Raw genomic sequence first — 20,661 nt, forward strand, 5'->3', positions numbered from 1 at the left:
ACAACATAATTGATAAGTACTATGATCAAACGCTCTCTTTTACGTCGTATTCTTACAGCCACCGTGTTATTGACGGTGTCTTCTACAGGCTTTGCTGCCGATAAACTCAGTATTGGTATTACGCTTCAACCTTATTACAGCTATGTCAAAGCTGTTGTTGATGACAAGGCGAACATCATTCCTCTGGTCGATGCTGGTTTTAACCCTCATAACTATTTACCGCAACCCAATGATCTTAAACGTTTGAATGAAATGGATGCGATAGTGATCAATGGTATTGGTCATGACGATTTTGCACTGAAAGTGATCAAAGCCTCTCAGCGTGATGATCTCGTGGTTATCGAAGCGAACAAAGAAGTGCCTCTGTTACCGGCGATGGGGCAGTCAGTTGGTCAAGGTGCAGTGAACCCTCACACCTTTGTTGGTCTATCGACCACTATTCAAAAGGTTTACACCATCGCGAGTGAGCTAAGTAAACTGGACCCAGACAACGCTACTTTTTATCGCCAAAATGCTCGTAAATATGCGAAAACTTTCCGCCTGATGAAGCGTGATGCAATGTTGTCTCTTGGTGAGTTGGACACGGCTGGTATGAAGGTGGCGACAACCCATAATGCTTACGGCTATATCCTTCAGGAGTTTGGTGTTGACGTCGCAGCTGTCATTGAGCCTGCTCATGGCGTTGAACCAAGTGCCAGTCAGTTGCAGGAAACGATTGAGAAAATTCGTGAATCGGGTATTGATGTGCTGTTTTATGAGCTCAATATGCCGAACCGTTTTGTTGATACCATCGAAGAGGCGACTGGGGTGCAGCTTTATCGCTTTTCTCACATGACTCACGGTGAGTATGAGGCTGATAAAGTCGAACTTGAGATGCGAGATAACGTGGAAACGCTCATTGAGGCAATGAAGTTTGTTGCGAGCAAGCGAGCAGGGGAAAAGGCGTAATGACTGGACCTTCCGTTTCCTTAAGTAACGTGGGCCTAAAATACGCCGACAATATTATTTTGCAGAACATCAGCGCTGAATTCGAGAGCGCTAAATGCCACGTTATCATGGGGCCGAATGGTGGTGGGAAAACCTCTTTGCTTCGTTCGATACTTGGGCTAACAACATTTTCGGGAAACATTGCACTCAATTGGCCAGAGCAATCAGCTGCATCGGGTAAGATAGGATATGTACCACAAAAGGCGATGTTCGAGGCAAGCCTCCCGTTAACCGTGATGGATTTTGTGCTGCTTAATCAAACCCGTATCCCTCTATTTTGGCGACGTAAAACTAAACAAACTCAACATGCCCTGGCCCAGCTGGATCGCGTGGGTATGGCAACGCGTAGCGACCGTCGTATGGGGCAACTCTCTGGCGGTGAACAACAGCGTGTTTTGTTTGCGCAAGCTTTACTGGATGAGCCCAATTTATTGGTTTTAGATGAACCTACAACTGGTATGGACGAGCAAGGTGTTCGGTATCTTGAAGGTTTGATTCATGAAGTCGTTGGAGAAGGCAAAACGGTACTGGCAGTACACCATGACGTGACCGCAGTGCGCCGTTTAGATGCTCAGGTCCATGTCGTAAATCGTCAAATTGTGGCGTCAGGTCACCATTCAGATGTGCTAAGCCCTGATCGTATAGAAACATTATTTAAGCACTACACAGCAAAAGTGGAGGCTGCATAATGGATTGGTTACGAGAGTTAGCGGTTAGCGGCGTTGAAGCTGGATGGTTAAGCGATAGCTTTTCTTATGCCTTCATGGTGAACGCAATTGTGGCTGCGTTGATATTAGGACCATTACTTGGTGGCCTTGGTACATTAGTCATCGCCAAGCGACTGGCTTTTTTCTCCGAAGCGGTTGGGCACGCTGCGCTTACCGGAATCGCGATTGGTGTGTTAATCGGTGAGCCGCCAGAGAATCCGATCATCGGATTGTTTAGCTTTTGTATGATTTTTGCGCTGTTGCTTCACTTTGTTCGTAATCGTACGAATGTACCTTACGACACACTGGTTGGGGTTTTTCTTGCACTAGCGTTAGCGGTTGGTGCTGCGCTGTTAATGTACGTCGCTCGTAAGATCAACATTCACATGTTGGAGAACGTGTTGTTTGGATCGATCTTGACGGTGACGGACAACGATATCCTTATTTTAGCGATCAGTTGTTTGATCATATTACTGCTTCTTATTCCTACGTTTAACCGCATTTTGCTGACTTGTATCAGCCCGGATATTGCACGTGTACGCGGCTTTAATACCAGCTTTTATGATTACTTATTTGTCATGATGATCACCTTGGTCACCATCGCCGCGGTCAAGATTATTGGCGCGGTATTGGTTGGTGCATTGCTACTGATTCCTGGTGCAACGGCTAGGTTATTGACTAAACGCATGGGCAGTTTCGTTCTCCTTTCTTCTTTATTGGCAACCATTGCGTGTTTAGTCGGAACCATACTGCCGATGGAGCTTGAGCTACCAGTGCCATCAGGCGCATCCATCATCATTGTTTCTGCGGCCTTTTTCCTAACAGCAACGGTTTACCGAATTATCCAAAAAGCGTAACCCTTTTTATAAAGTAATGAACATGAAGATAAAAAAATTAGCGATAACTTTTGGTTTGGTTATAGCGACGACACTTCCATCGTTGGCAAGCGCCAAAGACATTTTAACCAGCACTCCCGTCACGTACATGTTGTCTGAGCAACTCATGAAAGGTACAGGGATAGAGACTCAGTATCTGCCTCCAAAGCGTTACGGCGTTGAGCGTCTTGAGAACTGGTTCGCAAATAAAGGTACAGAGCAAGTTAAGCAAGCGGGTCAAGCCGCGACGGTTGCTATTACTCTTGGTGCGATTTGGAAACAAGACCCGACTTATGTTTACGCTCGACAGGGCAACATTCACTTGATTGAAATCGATGCATCGCAGGCCATTTCTCCTAGAGCTCAAGGAGTTGCAGTACTGACATTGGAAAACGGGTCAACATCGAAGTACGCGTGGCTGAACCCTACAAACTTAATCCGAATGGCGGGTATTGTTGGAGAGGATCTACAACGTGTATATCCTGAACACCAAAAGGCGATTCAAACGAATCAACAGGCTTTTATGCTCAATGTGCGTGAACTGATCAACCAACAACAGGCAGAGATCTTCGATAAAAGCATCGATTCAGTGGTACTGATGAGTGAGTCACTAGAGGACTTTGCCTCTGGCAACCAATTGTTTGTGGTTGGGCGCGAATTTAAGCCGGAACTCGAGTGGACAGAAGAAGACAAATTATCTTTAAAAGCTCAGTTTGAACAAGATAAAACGCTATGGTTAGTGACGGATAAACGACCGTCGAAAACCTTGACATCGCTTATTAAACCGAGTCGTATACTGCAAATTGATGTTATTGACCGCTGGGGCAGTAAGGGTATCAAAACTGAGAAGCCACTCGCACGTTGGGAGATGTGACACGTAAAAAGCCACAGATTTTATGATGGGGAATGAAAAGTTCCCTATTTTTTTGTGACTTAGTTCAAAATGTGAGCATTAATACCACTGGTTGCATAAGAAAGTGTTTGTTTCATTTCTATTTCATTACTACTTTGTTATGTGTTCGTTGCGATTGATTCGGATTTAATCTGTCTCTAAGCGAACCGGTACAAACAACTATACGGATGTTAACAATGAAAATGAAAACTCTAGCCGTTGCAGTGGCGGCACTAGCATGTGGTTCACAGGCCTTCGCAGCAGAAGTTTATAACAGCGATGGTACATCTTTATCGATCGGCGGTCACGTTTCAGTTGGCGTGGGTGAGTACTACGAGGAAGATGTGAAAGTTCATCAAGTGTCTCCACGTATTAACGTCGCGGGTAAGAAAGACATTGGCAACGGTATCACTATCGACGCTAAAGGTGAATGGGCGCTTAACTACCTAAATGGTGGTGAACAGTCATTCAAAACTCGTCTAGGTTACATCGGTGCAACTCACGAGCAGTACGGTCGCCTTGTTGCAGGTACTCAATGGTCACCTTACTACGATGTCGCTGGTGTTGCGGATCTACCAATCGCGTTTGCGAACGACTTTTTGTACGACAACCACGGCAACCTAGGCTCAGCTCGTGCTGATAAAATGCTTAGCTACCGTAAAGGTTTTGAATTTGGTGAAGGCTTTGCTTTCAACCTAGGTCTAGGTTGGCAAGGTGAGCAAACTTCAGATGCAACAACATACGAGCAACGTGGTCAAGTTGCACTGAGCGGTTCTGTAGCTGGCTTTGGCCTAGGCTACGTATACAGCGGCGGTGATGTTAAAAACGCGACTCTAGGTACTAAGAACGCTGAATCACACCTATTCTCTGTAAACTACGGTCAGTACGGTTCAGGTCTATACGCAGCAGTAGTATACGGTATGAACGATTACTTCTACGAGATGCGTAAAGAGACTTCTCAAATTGAAGCTCTTTTGGCATACGGCGTGAACGATTGGACATTCAGCGTTAACTACGAAGGCGTAGAAGACGAAGAAGACAACAAGACAGTTTCAAGCGAAACTGCGCTACAAGCAGAGTACGCTGTAACTCCTGCTTTCGTAACGTTTGCTGCTTACCAGTTTGACCTAGGTAACGATTACACTAGCGAAGAGAACGACTACTGGACTCTAGGTGCTCGTTACTACTTCTAATAAATAGGCCAGTTTCTACTGCCTAAACACATTTATTGTGTTAACGCCTACTCGTTGTGAGTAGGCGTTTTTCTTTCTGCTTTCCGTTGGCTATAAGAGACACTGGTAATGATGTGCTTAGGTACCCCAACTCTCTGTTTAGAGAGTGCGTCTATAAAAAATGCCCGCAACTGCGGGCATTTTGTTGTTAGAGATACAGTTCAATTGAAACGATTATTTTTTATCGAGTAAATCGAGAAAGAACGCATACTCTAGCGTATCTTCTTTTAAGCGTTTAAATCGACCAGATGCGCCGCCGTGTCCGGCTTCCATATCGGTTTTGAACAACAAGACGTTATCGTCTGTCTTCATTTCACGAAGTTTGGCGACCCACTTCATTGGTTCAAAGTACTGTACTTGAGAGTCGTGCAAGCCAGTCGTTACCAACATGTTTGGGTAGTTTTGCGCCTTGATGTTGTCGTAAGGCGAGTAACTCAACATATAGTCATAGTATGTTTTGTTATTTGGGTTACCCCATTCATCATATTCATTGGTGGTCAATGGAATTGATTCATCGAGCATGGTGGTTACCACGTCCACAAACGGAACATGTGCACCGATACCGCGATACAATTCTGGTGCTTGGTTGATGACTGCCCCCATTAAGAGACCACCTGCAGAGCCACCAACAGCGAAGACTTTATCTTTCGCGCCGTAGCCTTGTTCAACCAAACCTTTAGTTACATCAATAAAGTCGTTGAATGTGTTTTGCTTGGTGAGTTTTTTACCATCCTCATACCAAGGACGGCCAAGCATTTCAGAACCGCGAATGTGAGCGATGGCGTAAACAAAGCCGCGGTCTAATAGACTCAAACGTGTCGAGCGGAAAGTTGGCTCAATGGTTGCGCCATAAGATCCATAACCATATTGGTAGAGTGGATTCGTACCATCCTTCTTAAATAAGTCTTTACGATACACCAAAGAAACGGGTACTTCTTTACCGTCACGGGCTGTGATCATAATGCGTTCTGATTGGTAATTGTCAGGATTAAAATCACCAAGTACAGGTGTTCGCTTCATGATTTCTGACTCGCCCGTTTTTAGATCGAAATCGTAGTAGGTTCCTGGAGTGGTTAAACTGCTGTAATAAAAACGAACTTTCTCGTTATCCAGCTCTAGGTTACCTGTCAAATAGGCTGCAAACGCATCGTCATTAAATGTGAGGGGGAATTCTTTTCCTGTAGAGAGCTGACGTACAGTGACGCTTGCTAGGCCGTTAGAGCGCTGCTCATAGACGAGGTGATCATCGAATAGCTCGAAGTCGACAAGTTGAGTCTTGTCGTCTGCGGCAATCACGTCTTGCCACTTAGAGCGATCGTGCATCTCTTCTTGCTTAACTTTCATCAAACGGAAGTTCACGGCTTGATAGTTGGTATAAATGTAATACCAATCGCCTAGCTTAGAAATGCTGTATTCAATGCCATTTTCACGAGGATAAAAAGGCTTCGCCTTTGCTTTAGGGTTGTTCGCATCGATGATGGAGACGCCGCTGGTTTCTGTACTGGAATGCCAGATATAAATATCTTCGCCATCTTTGCTTTTGCTTAGTGAGGTGTAATAGGCGCTGTCGGTTTCTTCAAAAATCAACTCATCACTGCTTTGTGGCGTGCCTAAAACATGACGATACACTTGGTAGCCCAGCAAGGTCTGTGGATCTTTTTTGATGTAGTAAAAGGCGTTGTTATCGTTCTGCCATGCAATCGCGCTTGAGGCGCCTTCGATTTCATCTTGTAGGTAATTGCCTGTTTTCAGGTCTTTGATCTTAAGAGTGTAAACGCGGCGGCTTAATGTATCTTCGCCATACGCTAGTAAGTTTTCATTCGGACTAACGTACAAGCCGCCAATACTGAAGAACTCATGTGCTTTTGCAAGTTCATTGACATCTAAAATGACTTGCTTGTCTTTACCTCCAAAGTCTTTAGCTCGAAGGTGAACTTCGTATTCGTTATCTCCGGTCACTTCACTTGAGTAGAAGTAGTTGCCTTTACGCACAGGAACGGAGTTGTCGTCTTTTGCTATGCGACCTTTAATTTCTTCAAATAGCTCATTTTGAAGAGCTTCAGTGTGCTTGAGAACGGTTTCCGCATACTGATTTTCTTGCTCTAGGTGCTGCAAAATTTCCGGATCTTTACGTTCGTCGTCACGCATCCAGTAGTAGTTATCAACGCGAGTATCACCATGAATAGTCATCGCGTGAGGGACTTTTTTCGCAACCGGAGCTTGAGTTTGTTGAGCAACGATCTGTGATTGGGAGTATTGAGTCATGCTGGGGGTTCCTTGATTGCTGCATCCGGCGACAAGCGCGACCGAGACGGCCAACGTAGTTAAAGTGAAACGCATCTGTTTTTGTCCTTATTATACGCCCAAGTGGCCTCATCCTGAGGGCTGGGCTTTCATTTCGTTAGTGGTTTTCAGTTGTCCATTCTTTGTTATGGGGTGTGCCGAAAAAGTGAGAATTCTCAATATTTCCGAGTTGGCTACTCAATTTGAAGGGAGCTGAAAACACATTGTGTAAGCAGCTGTTATTTTTAACAAATATCAATTCGAAAGTTAAATCATTCTCATCGGTAAATCGATATAGTGTGATATGAAAAAGGGACACACTAGTTTAGTGTGTCCCTTTTGGATTTTGAACGTTAGTCGATAATGATCAGATGACTTGCGGCACTTCGTTTGAGTGGTTGTGCGCTCGATTTACCCACATGAGCCCAAGCATTGCAATTACCGACATTGCCATCATCAAAACACCTAGTGGCATCTGGTTATGCGCTGGAAATAGCGATGCAAGCAAGGTTGCAATACCGGCGCCCAAGTTCTGCATGCCACCCAGAGTCGCACCAGCTGTCCCCGCGTGGTAAGGGAACGGAGCAATTGCTCCGGTTGTTGCGGCTGGGAATAGGATACCCGCACCCAAAAAGTACACGGTTGCGCCACCAACCAGCGTTAACGCCGTGGTTAAACCAAACAAGCCAGGGATGAGCACAATAGCAGAGCCAACAAAAATCGATACCAAGCCCACATTTAAAGCACGACGCTCAGAGCGACGCTGCGCGATGTAGCTAGATAAGCCGGCACCCACCAAGTAACCCGGGATCGGTAAGATAAACAGTAAACTTACCGTTGTTGCTGGTAATGCCAATACACCACCTAGCAATACCCCAGCTGCTGCCTCGAACACACCTACGCCAGCAAACGTCGCAACTAGGCAGATCAAAAAGCCTTGGAAGCGGCGGTCAGACAAAACGTGTTTGTAGCTTTTGGCTACTGGTTCGAACTTGCGTTTCTCTTTTGGTAGCGTCTCCATCATGCTGGTCATCATGGTAATCACCACTGCAATGCCAAACAGCGCTAAGAATAGGTAGCTAGAGCGCCAGCCAAACGCTTCGGTTAAGTAGCCGCCAAGTACGGGAGCCAACAATGGTGAGAAAATCACACACATGCTGATTAAGCTATTTGCTCTGTGTAGCTCAGAACCTTCAAAGCAGTCGCGAGTCAGAGTACGTGACATCGCACCACCGCAGCCAATACCTAAACCTTGGATGAAACTACCAATCAAGAACCATTCAAATTGGTGTGCAAAGAGCGCCACCAATGTACCTACGATGTAGATAAGTAGGCCTGCTATGATGATTGGCTTGCGACCTAAGCGGTCCGATAACGTACCGTACACGAATTGCGATAAGCCATATGGAATCAGGTAACAAGCCATCACAGCTTGAAGTGATGACGCAGACACCAAAAACTCACCCGCCATATGACCGATTGAAGGCACGTACATTGTTTGGGTCATTTGACCCACGGCAGTCAATATTGCGATTAAAAAGGTAAGTTTCGCTAATGGAAACGAAGCAGACATTTGCGTATCTCTCCAAAAAATTTAAGACGTAAAAACCCTTAGCGCTCTAATGCAGAGTGCCAACAGACTTTTGGTGTTACGGGGCTATTTGCGCGAGATATTAGTCTTTGCGTGTACAATTAGCAATCGAAAAGTGTGAAGTTGAGCAAGATAAAAATCTATAATATGCATTAGAAAAACTAATCTTAATTTGCATTCGGAAATAGGCTGCTTTTCTTTGTTGAATTACGTTAAATCTCTTATTTGTTGTGAATGTAAACCTACTTATAGGTCATTGGTTTTTATGGTTAAAATCGAGGGGAGAAGAATTGTTTTGGTTAGCCAGAGCAAGACATGGTTCGAACGAAGAAAAGACTGGAGAAGGCACCATGAACAAAAAGGGAGCCGAAGCTCCCTTAGAAATGATTATGTTTATTCGCGGCCAGATGCGTATGCGTAAAGCATTTCTAGCGCGATGGTTGCTCCCGCTAATGCGGTAACATCACTGTGGTCGTACGGAGGCGATACTTCTACAACATCCATACCCACAATATTCATACCGGCTAAGCCACGAATGATCTTCAGTGCTTTGTCTGAGTTCAAGCCACCACAAACGGGTGTACCTGTTCCTGGTGCGAAGGCTGGATCCAAGCAGTCGATGTCAAAAGTAACATACACTGGCTTGTCTGCGACGGTGCGACGAATCTCTTCTAAGATCTCGTCCACCGACATGTCATTCGCTTGCATCGCATTAATCACATTGAAGCCGTGATCTTGCTGTTTGTATTCAGTACGAATACCGATTTGTACTGAGTTCTTCGCAGAGATCAAACCTTCTTTCGGCGCATGGTAGAACATTGTACCGTGGTCGTATGAACTGCCATTTGCGTAGGTATCCGTATGAGCGTCAAAGTGAATCAGAGCCATTTGACCATGATGCTTCGCGTAGGCACGCAGGATAGGCAGTGTGATGAAGTGGTCACCGCCCAATCCCAACATGGTTTTACCGCTTTTTAGAATTTCACTGGTTGCCGCCTCTAGACGGTAAGTGAAATCTTCCGCATCACCACAGTCAAACACGAGATCGCCCGCGTCGATCACTTTCAGCTTATCCAATACGTTGAAGTCCCAAGGGAACTTCTTACCTTCCCATGCCAAGTTGACTGAGGCACGGCGAATCGCATCTGGACCCATGCGCGCGCCTGGACGACCAGATGTAGCCATGTCCAGAGGAACTCCTAGCACCACAACGTCTGCGTCTGCCGATACCGGATTACGAATGTACGGTAGACGTAAAAACGACATAGAGTTGGAGTAAAGCGAATAATCGGTTTTAGTAAACAAATCATTCATATCAGAAGTCCTCTAAATAGGTGTATCCCGCTAGACCTTGTTCTAGTTCTGCTAGGATTTGTGCTTGTTCATTGGCTTCAACTCTTTGGGAAACCAATTGTTTGTAATTGTCACGAATCGCATCCACGTCGATATGAACGTAGCGCATCATGTCTTCTACACTATCACCTTCATTGATGTAACTGATCTCAAATTGACCGTGTTCATCAACATTGACTACTGCACTGTGGGTGTCACCAAATAGGTTGTGCATGTCACCAAGGATTTCTTGGTATGCGCCTACTAGGAAAAAGCCCATTAGGTATGGTTTGTCTTTGCTCCAAGCTGGTACTGGTAGCGTGCTCTCGATGCCTTGACCATCAACGTAGTGATCGATCGCGCCATCAGAGTCACAGGTGATGTCCAACATTACCGCACGACGCTCTTCCGCATCGCCAAGGCCAGAAAGTGGTAGAACAGGGAACACCTGATCAATACCCCAAGCATCTGGTAGAGATTGGAAGAGAGAGAAGTTCACGAAGAACTTATCTGCAAGACGTTCGCTCAACTCGTCCAGAATCGGACGGTGGAAGCGATTTTTAGTGCTCATCTTGCGGCTTAGTTCGAAGTAAATGCGCAGTGACAGTTGCTCTGCCCACGCACGTTGCTCCAAGTTAAGCACGCCAGTTGCGAATTGAGAGTGTACCTCTGCCAAATCACTTTGGGTATCGTTGTAGATCTCAATTAACGCACGAGCGTCGGTACCATCTTGTAAGTTTTCCCAGTTTCGCCACATGTTTTGTAGTAAAAGTGGAGTATCTGCGCCAAGTTCATGCACTTCTTCCGGTTGGTATGTTTCTGTACCAATTACGTTAGAAATCAACACAGCGTGGTGCGCTGTCAGTGAACGACCGGATTCCGATATGATCACTGGCATCGGTTGTTCGTATTGCTGACACACGTCGCCCACTGTGTTGACGATATTACGTGCGTACTCTGCAAGGCCGTAGTTCATCGAGTTCGATGATTGGCTGCGTGTGCCGTCGTAGTCGACTGCCAAACCGCCGCCCACATCGAAGTATTCGATGTTTGCACCCAGTGCGCGCAGTTCGCAGTAGAAACGTGCAGACTCATTCACACCATTACGTACGTCACGGATGTTTGCCATCTGTGAGCCAAGGTGGAAGTGAACCAGTTGCATCGCATCTAGGCTGCCTTCGCGTTTCAGACGTCCAATAACGCTAAGCACTTGCGATGCAGACAAACCAAATTTCGATTTTTCACCGCCACTTGCTTGCCATTTCCCCGCACCTTGAGAGGCGAGGCGAATGCGCAAACCAAGGCGCGGTTTTACGCCCAAGCTTTTCGCTTCTTCTAGCACCAGATCCAGCTCAGAAAGCTTCTCTAGTACGATGAATACTTTGTGGCCCAGCTTTTCACCGATCAGTGCAAGACGCACATACTCACGGTCTTTGTAGCCGTTACACACGATCACGGAGCTGCCTTGTTGAGCCAATGCAAGTACTGCCAACAATTCTGGCTTGCTACCCGCTTCAAGACCAAGCTGTTTGGTTTCTAGTTGAGCTTGGCTCGCTAGAATTTCATCCACCACTTCACGTTGTTGGTTTACTTTAATTGGGTACACCAACAGGTATTTGTTTGGATATTGGTATTCTTCAATTGCTTGGTTGAAAGCGTGGCAAATTCCATGCACACGTTGGTGCACGATTTGCGGGAAGCGCACTAATACAGGCAGATTTAACTGCTTCGCTTCTAGCTCATTTACAATGGCACTGAAAGGGATTTGATGTGCACGATCACTACGAGGTGATACGTAAACCTCGCCTTGGTCATCAATACCGTAGAAACCTTGGCTCCAGTAGTGAACGTTGTAGTCCGCGCGGATGCGGTCTAATTTAGTTGCTTTTTCCAACTCGATTCTCACAAAAATGTACTTAACTCCTTAATTAGAAGGAAAAGTACAAAAAAGCAAATCATGAGGCATTAACCTCATACCCTGACACGAACTCCGTGTGCGCGCATTAACGGATAAAAGTGCCGCTGAGTCTAATGATTAAAATCTATCATCTCGATTATGATTTCTTGTCGTGCGCTGATGTGAACATTTGTTTACCAGTGCGTCCATTCAGCTGTTATAGTTGGTCTGACCAGCATGGAAGCGGTCATGAAAAATCTCACTCAAATAAGGACATATTTTGCAGCTGCACAGAATTCAGGGATACATTCAGACCATGTATCTCGCCGAATATCCCGATAAATTAATGTTGCTTGATGGTGCAAGTCGAGCAGACATTCCTCACCTTAAAGATTTTATTGAACATCAACTCCATCGTCCTTTTTCTGACCTAAAGTTGGTCGTTGTAACTCACATGCATCCAGACCACGCTGGTGGCGCGCACAAACTGCGTGATTTAACTGGATGTAAGCTATTGGCCGCAAAGCGAGAGAGCCAATGGTATAGCGGTGTAGATGGTTGGCTAATGCATTTGACCGATTTGATGTTAGCGCGCTGGATGGCGAACCGGATGCGTAAACCAAAGCAAAACCTGTGGTATTCGCGCAAGTTAAAGCCCGATATAGAACTCATCGATGGTGAGTGTATTCCGGGGTTTGATGATTGGCAGGTGCTAGAAACGCAGGGACATACCGATAGAGATTTGTCGGTTTATCATTCTGAACAAGATGTATTGTATGTGGCGGATTTGATGGTGCAGGTTAAGAAACATCTTATTGCGCCGTTTCCCATATTTCATCCAAACCAATATCGCCAATCATTAAAGCGTGTGTTTGAGATGAATCCGCAATGTTTGCTTTTGGCGCATGGGGGAGAGGTGACTTTTGATGAGAAAGCGTATCAGCACATTCTGCATACTGCGCCAACTAAGCCGATGACCCATTGGCGCGTTACAAAGGTCAAAGCGAAGGGATTGTTGTTTGCGCTATTTAGTAGGAAGTAGACGAAGATAAAGCCAGACGAGTGATGCTCAACAAAAACGTTCGATCACTCATCTGAAGCTACGGGGTTAAGATGCCAATAAGTGAGATTGGCTAGGGTCTACCAGCACTTTGTCTGCCATGCCCTGACGACCTAACAGCATCATGTAAGTCATTTTTTCACGGTTGGTCAACGTAATGTCGATTGGCCATTGTTTGTCACCCATGCGCAGCATGGTGGTGATAACGCAGCGATGCTCAAAGGTACCGTTTGAAGATTTAACTTTACGGTTTGCCTTTAGCTTCGCTGTGCAGCGAACCACTTGTTCTAAATGATAAACATCCGGGTGTAGATCGAATGCAACGTAAGACTGACCATCTTTTTCAAAGCAATCAATGTTATCTACATGCAATGAAGAGGTTTGTGCGCCCGTATCAATGCGCGCTTCAAGGTGAGTAATCCCTAACTCAGGTAAGCAAATAGCTTCGGCGTTCCCAATGATCATTTTCTGATTCATAGTGTCATCCTAGCGATGAGTAATACGAGAGCCTACTAAGCAGGCTCTCACTCAAACAATTATCAACCTTTACCACGAGTACGGTTTGCGTGTGGTTTTGCGTTTTTCTCGATAAAGTCGAAAATCATACCAGCAACGTCTTTTTCTGTAGCGAGCTCGATACCTTCAAGACCTGGTGAAGAATTCACTTCCATTACCACTGGGCCGTTTTTAGATTGAAGGATATCTACACCGCATAGGTTTAACCCCATGACTTTTGCCGCGTTAATCGCAGTAGCGCGTTCTTCTTTGCTTAGTCGCACTAACTGTGCAGAGCCGCCGCGATGTAAGTTAGAGCGGAACTCGCCTTCTTTCGCTTGGCGCTTCATCGCTGCAATCACTTTATTACCGACAACAAAGCAACGTATGTCTGCGCCTTTAGCTTCTTCGATGAACTCTTGCACCATGATATTTGCTTTCAACCCCATGAATGCTTCGATCACGCTTTCTGCTGCTTTGTTGGTTTCAGCAAGCACAACACCGATGCCTTGAGTTCCTTCTAGCAATTTAATGACTAGAGGTGCGCCACCAACATTTTTGATCACGTCCTGAATGTTATCAGGGTGGTGAGCAAAGCCAGTGCGCGGCAAGCCGATGCCTTTACGCGATAACAGTTGCAACGAGCGTAATTTGTCACGAGAACGACTGATTGCGACCGATTCGTTGACACAAAATGTGCCCATCATTTCAAACTGACGTACAACCGCGGTACCGTAGAATGTGATGGATGCACCGATGCGAGGAATCACAGCGTCGTATTGTGGCAATTCTTCACCCTTATAGCGGATCTTAGGGTTGTTGCTCGTAATGTCCATATAACAGTGCAGAGTATCGATGACGTCTACTTGATGTCCACGCTCTTCACCTGCCTGTTTTAGGCGCATGGTTGAATATAAATTCTCATTACGAGAGAGAATAGCAATACGCATGGCAATTCCTTAGTAAGTCAGTACCAAATTAAAAATATAAGTATAGAGTATAGAATGCAGCAGGTATGTGATATTTAGGTGATATTACCTACTGACTTCAACGATTTAGATGTGTGGTTGGACAACCACTTCGTTAGAGGTGCGCACCTTAGTTTTTTTTCTTGCGAGAAGAAAACGAAAAAAACTCGTCGTTACGACAAAAGTAATTTGTTGAATCATCGGACATTCTCGCGTCGTAAGCCGGAAGTTGTCTATGGACTTTTTTAAGCAAACGGATTACGACGAGTTTAAAACGCTAGGCTATTCTGTAGTTTGTTTTGAGTTTGTGATGACGTCCAATAACACATCTTTAATTGTTTGATAGCGCAGTGGCAGAACACGACTTCGTTTGCGAACTAAAAATAACTCTTCACACACGGTGTTTTTCAGTTGTGCGATGTGCAAGGTATCTTTTTGTGGGAAGTTGTCGACAGCACTTTGAGGCAGCACGGTGAAGCCGAGTCCTTTACTCACAGGTAGTAAAATTTGGCTTAATTGATTCACGTAGCCGGATAATGGTAAATCGCTCATCTTAATTTCTTGGAGATCTTGTTCCGCGCATTGGTCAAAAAACAGCGTCATGTAGTGCTTGGCATCAGGATGGGCAATGACACCACAGTCGTGCAAGAGTTGTGGTGTTATCTGCTTTTCGCGGTATTGATTAGGTAGGACTAAGCACAACTGCTCCTTACCAATTCTTTCACTGTGAAATAAACCTTTGTGAGGAACATCAGTTACGATACCAATATCAATGCTTCCTTCCGTTATTGCATTGAGAATCGAGTGATTGGGTGCGGCTTCTAAATGCAGCGATAAGCCTGGGTGCTGTTTTTGCTTTTCTAAAAGAGGGCCATACAGCATCAATGCCATTGCGCCAGAACAGGCCAGTTTACAGTGACCTGAAAATGCATCATCAAAACTGAGTTCTTCGAGCAACGCTTTCTCTCTTTCTTCTAACTCCAGCGCGTAGGCGTAAACAATCCGACCTTGCTCTGTTAATTCGAAGCTTTTGTTTTCACGTTTGATCAGCGCATGCTGACAACTTTGCTCTAACTTTTTGATGTGTTGGCTGACACCAGGTTGGGTCATAAAAAGTTTTTCTGCCGTTTGTGTGAAATGACCGACTTCAATCAATGTCTTAAATGTATGTAACCAAACAGGATTAAGCATAATGTGAGATTTGCTGTGAGCTTGCTGAAAGACGTAGAGAAAATGATAGCACGGCACGAAATAAATCGACGCAAGAGAATCGGGTGCCTCGCGAATAATAAATAGCAGACAAAATAAAACCCCGCCTGGTTTCCCAGACGGGGCTTATTCTTTTTCGCAGCAATCCGGCTACTATAGGTGCTCCCTGCATCTATCCTTGATTGTGGTTAAGTCCTTTAACCGAGTTCCTTGTTCATCGCCTTCCTAGCGGTGTCCATTCTTGCCTATCATCCTGACGGGCGAACTCTATCCTAGAGCTTAACTACATCCTTGCTGATAACTCATCCTAAGCTACCAAATCTTCATCCTGAAGATACCTAGTCCATTAGGTTTTTTTCCTGTTCCCGCCAACATCCTGTCGACACAATCAGTATTGATGTTTTGCTGATTACTCTCAATTAGCTAGGTAAAAAAACTTTGGCAGCGAATATTGTTTGAAATGATATAACTGATAATTTTCAATGGCTTATGTTAATTTTTCGATTTTGTCTTAGTCAATGATGGTCGTTTTGCTTACATTGCTTGTAAGAGATTTCGCACAAGGTGTCGAGCAAATGTCCGAACTGGCGTCGTTTTCATCCTGTTTAAGAATTTGCTCAAGATCACAACTCGATTTGTAGCCATAAAATTTGGCGATAGTGTCAGGTGGAATTTCCATTTCTTTGATGGCGAATGTTGCCCATTCATCACGTGTTTTGTGCAGGGCTTGGCGTAGCTTGACAGTGAAGTGACTCATGAAAGCCTCCTTAGTTATCTTGTCTTTCAAGGCAACAATAAGGAGCGTGACGACACAAAGTTGATAGTATGCCGCTTAATATCAATACTATTTCGGCGTGATGAAGATTAAGCTGGCAATACTGATATTATTTGAGCGTGAAACAATACTATTTTGTGGAGTAGCCAATGGCACACATCGAAAAAGTACCACAAAGACCAGGTTTTTCTTGGCGCTATCGTCGCATTGATGAGCCAGAAAAAGAGTACGATCTCCATTTTCACGATGATGTGTTTGAATTAGTCATCCATCGCCACTTCACTGGTAGTTTGCATATTGGTCATCACGAATTAGAAGTGACTCACAACCAAATGCTATTGATCGCGCCTGGTGTGCCTCACTCTATTCACTCCACATTGGTCGAAAGCAAGTGCGAGACTCATGTGATTTGGTTTAAGCGTGAGTGGATTGCCAATTTGATGTTCTATTGCGCAGAGCTTAGAAAGCTTGATCCGCTTTTAAAAGCGGCCAACAAAGGTGTGATGTTTTCTGAGCGGACAGCTCAGCACGTTGTGGATCTTCTGCATGAGCTCATGACGTTTCCTGCAATGGAGCAACTCTCGAGATTTCTCCATGTTTTGTCTTTGATTGCTCACGATGAAGGGGCGAAAACACTGATGACTCACTCTTACTTATCGATGAGTGAACACGAATTACAGGAAAGAGAACGAGTGGCAAGTGTCAACGCGTATCTCGAACAGCACTTTGCAACTAAGGTGACGCTCGCAGACTTGGCGAACTACTTATCGCTGAGTGAAAGTGCGGTCACAAGATTGTTTCAAAAGCACTTTAAAGAGCCGTTTAGCCAACGCCTAATGAAATTGCGGATCAATCATGCCGCAGATTTGCTGCAATCAACGCCTTTGCCGATTGGAATTGTGTTTGAGAGAGTAGGGTATCGAAACCAAGCCCTGTTTAATCGTCACTTCAAAACGTATAAAGGGCTTACGCCACGCGAGTACCGCCAGCAATATCAGCAGCGAATCCAGCCTTAATTGGGTTGCACACAACTGCGATCACGAACGCGAAAAGAGTTGCTCGGTTGAAAGTGATGGGCAATTGATATCTTACTTGCAAAATTTTTCAGGAATCATTATTAAGATTCAGTGACAGATAATATAGGGAACTTGATTGCCATTTTTCTGTCATATCTGGTGAGTAAGTTAACCGTGTCAGAGAGATAATACGCCGTTTACTAGCCAAAGATGACTGCAAGAAATCGGTAATTATCATTATGTTGTGAAATTGGTCACGGTTAAATAATTGGTTCCCTTATAGATTGAAGGGGATTCGACCTTAGACAATAAGCTCCATAAGGAGCGTTACTTATATAAGATGAGGGATTTTACTATGAAAAAGACTAGAAGAGCTCAGCTACATCGTGTGCGTATTCAATACTGGAAAGACACGAAAGACGCACCAGCTAAAAAATCATAGTTAATGATACCTAAAGGCACGAGCTGGCAGTGGAACGCCGTTTCCCGCTGATTGCCAGCTCAAAAACGCCACAATCACATTCACTCCGCACAACCTCCCAGCACTCTACTTTTACTATCACACACTTCCAAAAGTAAAAAAGCCAGTCCGGAGACCAGCTTTTTATTATTGTCAGTATGACTCTGTTACTTACAGGTAGTTTGCGTCAACCAAGTCGCCAGCTTTTGCGCTTTTCACTTCTGGACGTGCTTCTAACCATGCAATAACTTGTGCTTTTTGCTCTTCAGTAGCACTGCCGTAACGGTCAGTAGAGCATAGGAAGCCTTCAAACAGTTCTAGACCACCGCCGCCGAAGCAAAGGCCAAGCCCATCAATGTAGTCGATAAAGTCATCAACGAATGCATCGTAACGGTCGAAGTCGTTGATGTCTGTTTCACAGCTGATCTCGAAACCTAGGATTGCGAACTCACCTAAGAACAGCTTTTTACGGATACGACGGCTCTTGTTATCGATCTTGTCTAATTTCATGATTATCTCTCGTAGATGATTTGAATTCGTACACCTTATACCTTCTATCACACTTTAGCCCAAGTAAAATCAGAATGAAGCGATACAGTTGGTGATTATGTGACCAAAACTTAATTGCTCAATTGGTAACGCTGCTGAGTTTGCTGCACTGCTGAAACACAAGTTTCATATGTTTTAAGCACTTTTGTCATTTTTCTTCTCCAAACTTCTTGCCGTTCAACTAATCACTTATTTATTAATTAAACTATAAGATCGGGAAAGTAAAAATGAGCAAGGAAACCTTTGACGCGACGCGTTATAACCAAAGTGAAAACAAACCATTTGAAGAAGTATTAGAAGCGAGCCTATCTCGACGCAGCATTCTAAAAGGTGGTTTAGGTATCAGTGCGATGACAGCGTTTGGTGCTTTCGGATTGGCTGGTTGTAATTCATCGGACTCAGGAAGTACAGTAAGCAGTGGCTCGGGCGTATCTAAAGCCGTTCTTAACTTTGAATCTATCCCTGGCTCACTCACTGACGCCGTTTCAATTCCACAAGGCTACACCGCACAAGTACTGGTACCTTGGGGTACACCGCTGAATGCTCAAGGCAGCGCGTGGAAAAATGATGGCAGCAATACCAGCTCAGACCAACTTAACGCGTTGGGCATGCACCATGATGGCATGCACTTTTTCCCATTAAATGACAGTACGACCGACGGTCTGCTTTGCATCAACCACGAGTACATTGATACATCAGCACTGCATCCAAACGGTCCGACGGTTGAAAATGGCGTACGTACCATTGTAGATGAAGTGCGTAAAGAGATTAACGCGCACGGTGTGTCAGTGGTTCGCATTCAGCTTGAAGACAACATGTGGAAGTTGGTTGATACCGATCCACTAAACCGCCGTTACACTGGTGCGACAGCAATGGACTTATCTGGCCCAGTCGCGCACACGTCACTAACCGTCACTCGTTTCTCGCCAGATGGCAGCCAAGCACGTGGTACGTTAAACAACTGTGGCAACGGCTATACGCCGTGGGGCACGTACTTAACGTGTGAAGAGAACTGGCCAGGTTACTTTGTTAATACCGGGACTCGTACAGAAGAACAAGATCGCATTGGTGTTGATGACCAAAGCACACGCTACTTGTGGGAAACACTTGCAGGAAATGCAGAAGAGCGTCTCGATGAGTTCTCTCGCTTTAACGTGGCTCCAACAGGAGCAAGTGCAATGGATGATTACCGTAATGAAGCCAATGGTCACGGTTACATCGTCGAAATTGACCCTTACACGCAAAACTCGCGTGCGAAGAAGCGTACTGCACTAGGTCGTTTCCGCCACGAAGGCTGTACTTTCGGTAAGTTGGAAGAAGGCAAACCAGTGGTATTCTACTCTGGTCACGACTCTCGCTTTGAGTACCTATACAAATTTGAATCTGCGGCAGCGTGGGATCCAGCAGATGCTAACCCTGATAACCGTTTGGCGATGGGTGACAAGTACATGGACAAAGGCACACTGTATGTTGCGCGCTTCAATGAAGACAGCACAGGTACTTGGTTACCGTTGACGCTTGATAGCGTAACAAAATCTGGTGGTACGTTAGCGGATCACTTTAACTCATTGGCTGAAATTATCATTAATACGGCAGGCGCGGCTGACCTCGTTGGGGCAACTCCAATGGATCGCCCAGAGTGGTGTACGGTTGATCCATTTACAGGCTCGGTTTACTTAACATTGACGAATAATACGCGCCGTACTGATGAAACCAATCCTGCGAACCCACGTTTGAACAATAAGTTTGGTCACGTTATTCGTTGGGATGAAGGGGCTTCAGCTACAGACTTTACTTGGGATATTTTTGTCTTTGGTTCGCCAGCAAATGGTGATGCAGATACCAACCGTTCTGGCCTGAATGAGCTAAACCAGTTTGCTAGCCCTGACGGATTAGCGTTTGATGGCCGTGGTATTTTGTGGATTCAGACCGATAACGGTGCAGATGAAGTTACGTCTTACACTAATGATCAAATGTTGGCTGTTGTGCCATCTAAGCTAACAGATGAGAATGGTGACCAAGCAGTGATTGGTGCGGATAACCAAGCGGAGCTTAAACGCTTCTTTGTTGGACCAAATGGTTGTGAAGTGACAGGCTTTACTATCAGCCCTGATTACAAATCATTGTTTGTGAATATTCAGCACCCAGGCAACTGGCCATACAGTGAAGATGCCGCCGAAGAAACGCCTGCTGGTGTTTCTGTGCGCCCACGAGCGGCGACGGTGGTTATTCGACGTGAAGACGGTGGAGAGATTGCAGTTTAATCTCTAAATGCATTAACACCTTAAAATTCAAGCCCTGCAAATGCAGGGCTTGATGGTTTAGGCGAATGC

General features: G+C 45.2%; 17 protein-coding genes. 8 read left to right on the plus strand and 9 right to left on the minus strand.

Translation table 11 applies throughout. The features are described from left to right. The first annotated feature begins 21 nt into the window (after positions 1-21). The 5 genes from FR741_RS16160 (at position 22) to FR741_RS16180 (ending at position 4,654) form a co-directional block, all read left to right on the plus strand. On the plus strand, positions 22-948 hold the full coding sequence (locus FR741_RS16160) for a metal ABC transporter solute-binding protein, Zn/Mn family (RefSeq protein ID WP_047007957.1): 927 nt from the start codon (positions 22-24) through the stop codon (positions 946-948). Next, entirely contained in the window at positions 948-1,676 is a 729-nt protein-coding gene (locus tag FR741_RS16165; protein ID WP_167427194.1) for a metal ABC transporter ATP-binding protein, read from the plus strand. Before FR741_RS16160 ends, FR741_RS16165 begins: the two co-directional genes overlap by 1 nt. Further along, entirely contained in the window at positions 1,676-2,551 is an 876-nt protein-coding gene (locus FR741_RS16170) for a metal ABC transporter permease (RefSeq protein WP_167427195.1), read from the plus strand. Before FR741_RS16165 ends, FR741_RS16170 begins: the two co-directional genes overlap by 1 nt. A 22-nt stretch (positions 2,552-2,573) precedes the next feature. Then, positions 2,574-3,443 carry a metal ABC transporter solute-binding protein, Zn/Mn family gene (locus tag FR741_RS16175; protein ID WP_167427196.1) on the plus strand — a complete coding sequence of 290 codons (870 nt, stop codon included), beginning with the start codon at positions 2,574-2,576 and terminating at the stop codon, positions 3,441-3,443. Positions 3,444-3,658: 215 nt separating this feature from the next. Next, a complete protein-coding gene (locus FR741_RS16180) occupies positions 3,659-4,654 on the plus strand; it encodes a porin (RefSeq protein WP_006741232.1) in 996 nt (331 codons plus the stop codon). 213 nt (positions 4,655-4,867) lie between these two features. Here the strand turns inward: FR741_RS16180 and FR741_RS16185 are convergent, their stop codons facing one another. The 4 genes from FR741_RS16185 to speA all read right to left on the minus strand — a co-directional run bounded on the left by FR741_RS16185 (position 4,868) and on the right by speA (position 11,793). Further along, entirely contained in the window at positions 4,868-7,033 is a 2,166-nt protein-coding gene (locus FR741_RS16185) for a S9 family peptidase (RefSeq protein WP_167427197.1), read from the minus strand. A 310-nt stretch (positions 7,034-7,343) separates the two neighbouring features. After that, complete coding sequence (emrD, locus tag FR741_RS16190) at positions 7,344-8,549, minus strand: multidrug efflux MFS transporter EmrD (protein WP_005393574.1); 1,206 nt, start codon at positions 8,547-8,549, stop codon at positions 7,344-7,346. 411 nt (positions 8,550-8,960) lie between these two features. Next, positions 8,961-9,881, minus strand: coding sequence for an agmatinase (gene speB, locus FR741_RS16195; RefSeq protein ID WP_167427198.1), 921 nt, complete (start codon positions 9,879-9,881; stop codon positions 8,961-8,963). Position 9,882: 1 nt separating this feature from the next. Continuing rightward, positions 9,883-11,793, minus strand: a complete 1,911-nt coding sequence (gene speA / locus FR741_RS16200; protein WP_167427853.1) for an arginine decarboxylase — start codon at positions 11,791-11,793, stop codon at positions 9,883-9,885. Positions 11,794-12,112: 319 nt separating this feature from the next. Between speA and FR741_RS16205 the strand changes: the two genes are divergently transcribed. Beyond that, on the plus strand, positions 12,113-12,838 hold the full coding sequence (locus FR741_RS16205; protein WP_046873896.1) for an MBL fold metallo-hydrolase: 726 nt from the start codon (positions 12,113-12,115) through the stop codon (positions 12,836-12,838). A gap of 66 nt (positions 12,839-12,904) precedes the next feature. Here FR741_RS16205 and FR741_RS16210 read toward each other — a convergent pair whose 3' ends face one another. The 4 genes from FR741_RS16210 to FR741_RS16225 all read right to left on the minus strand — a co-directional run bounded on the left by FR741_RS16210 (position 12,905) and on the right by FR741_RS16225 (position 16,285). Next, on the minus strand, positions 12,905-13,333 hold the full coding sequence (locus FR741_RS16210) for an ATP-dependent zinc protease family protein (protein WP_005393584.1): 429 nt from the start codon (positions 13,331-13,333) through the stop codon (positions 12,905-12,907). Between the two features lie 62 nt (positions 13,334-13,395). After that, positions 13,396-14,301 carry a 30S ribosomal protein S6--L-glutamate ligase gene (rimK, locus tag FR741_RS16215; RefSeq protein WP_005393586.1) on the minus strand — a complete coding sequence of 302 codons (906 nt, stop codon included), beginning with the start codon at positions 14,299-14,301 and terminating at the stop codon, positions 13,396-13,398. Between the two features lie 300 nt (positions 14,302-14,601). Beyond that, positions 14,602-15,510 carry a LysR family transcriptional regulator gene (locus FR741_RS16220; RefSeq protein ID WP_005393588.1) on the minus strand — a complete coding sequence of 303 codons (909 nt, stop codon included), beginning with the start codon at positions 15,508-15,510 and terminating at the stop codon, positions 14,602-14,604. Between the two features lie 529 nt (positions 15,511-16,039). Continuing rightward, positions 16,040-16,285, minus strand: a complete 246-nt coding sequence (locus FR741_RS16225) for a hypothetical protein (RefSeq protein WP_109168828.1) — start codon at positions 16,283-16,285, stop codon at positions 16,040-16,042. A 167-nt stretch (positions 16,286-16,452) separates the two neighbouring features. On the opposite strand from FR741_RS16225, the gene FR741_RS16230 reads away from it, so the two are divergent. Continuing rightward, entirely contained in the window at positions 16,453-17,319 is an 867-nt protein-coding gene (locus FR741_RS16230) for a helix-turn-helix transcriptional regulator (RefSeq protein WP_109168829.1), read from the plus strand. Positions 17,320-17,950: 631 nt separating this feature from the next. Here FR741_RS16230 and FR741_RS16235 read toward each other — a convergent pair. After that, on the minus strand, positions 17,951-18,289 hold the full coding sequence (locus FR741_RS16235) for a YggL 50S ribosome-binding family protein (protein ID WP_005393599.1): 339 nt from the start codon (positions 18,287-18,289) through the stop codon (positions 17,951-17,953). Positions 18,290-18,555: 266 nt separating this feature from the next. Between FR741_RS16235 and FR741_RS16240 the strand changes: the two genes are divergently transcribed. Continuing rightward, positions 18,556-20,592 (plus strand): PhoX family protein, encoded by a 2,037-nt coding sequence (locus FR741_RS16240; RefSeq protein WP_167427199.1) that lies wholly within the window; start codon positions 18,556-18,558, stop codon positions 20,590-20,592. Positions 20,593-20,661: the final 69 nt, after the last annotated feature.

It is taken from the genome of Vibrio diabolicus (assembly GCF_011801455.1).
Lineage (GTDB): Bacteria > Pseudomonadota > Gammaproteobacteria > Enterobacterales > Vibrionaceae > Vibrio > Vibrio diabolicus.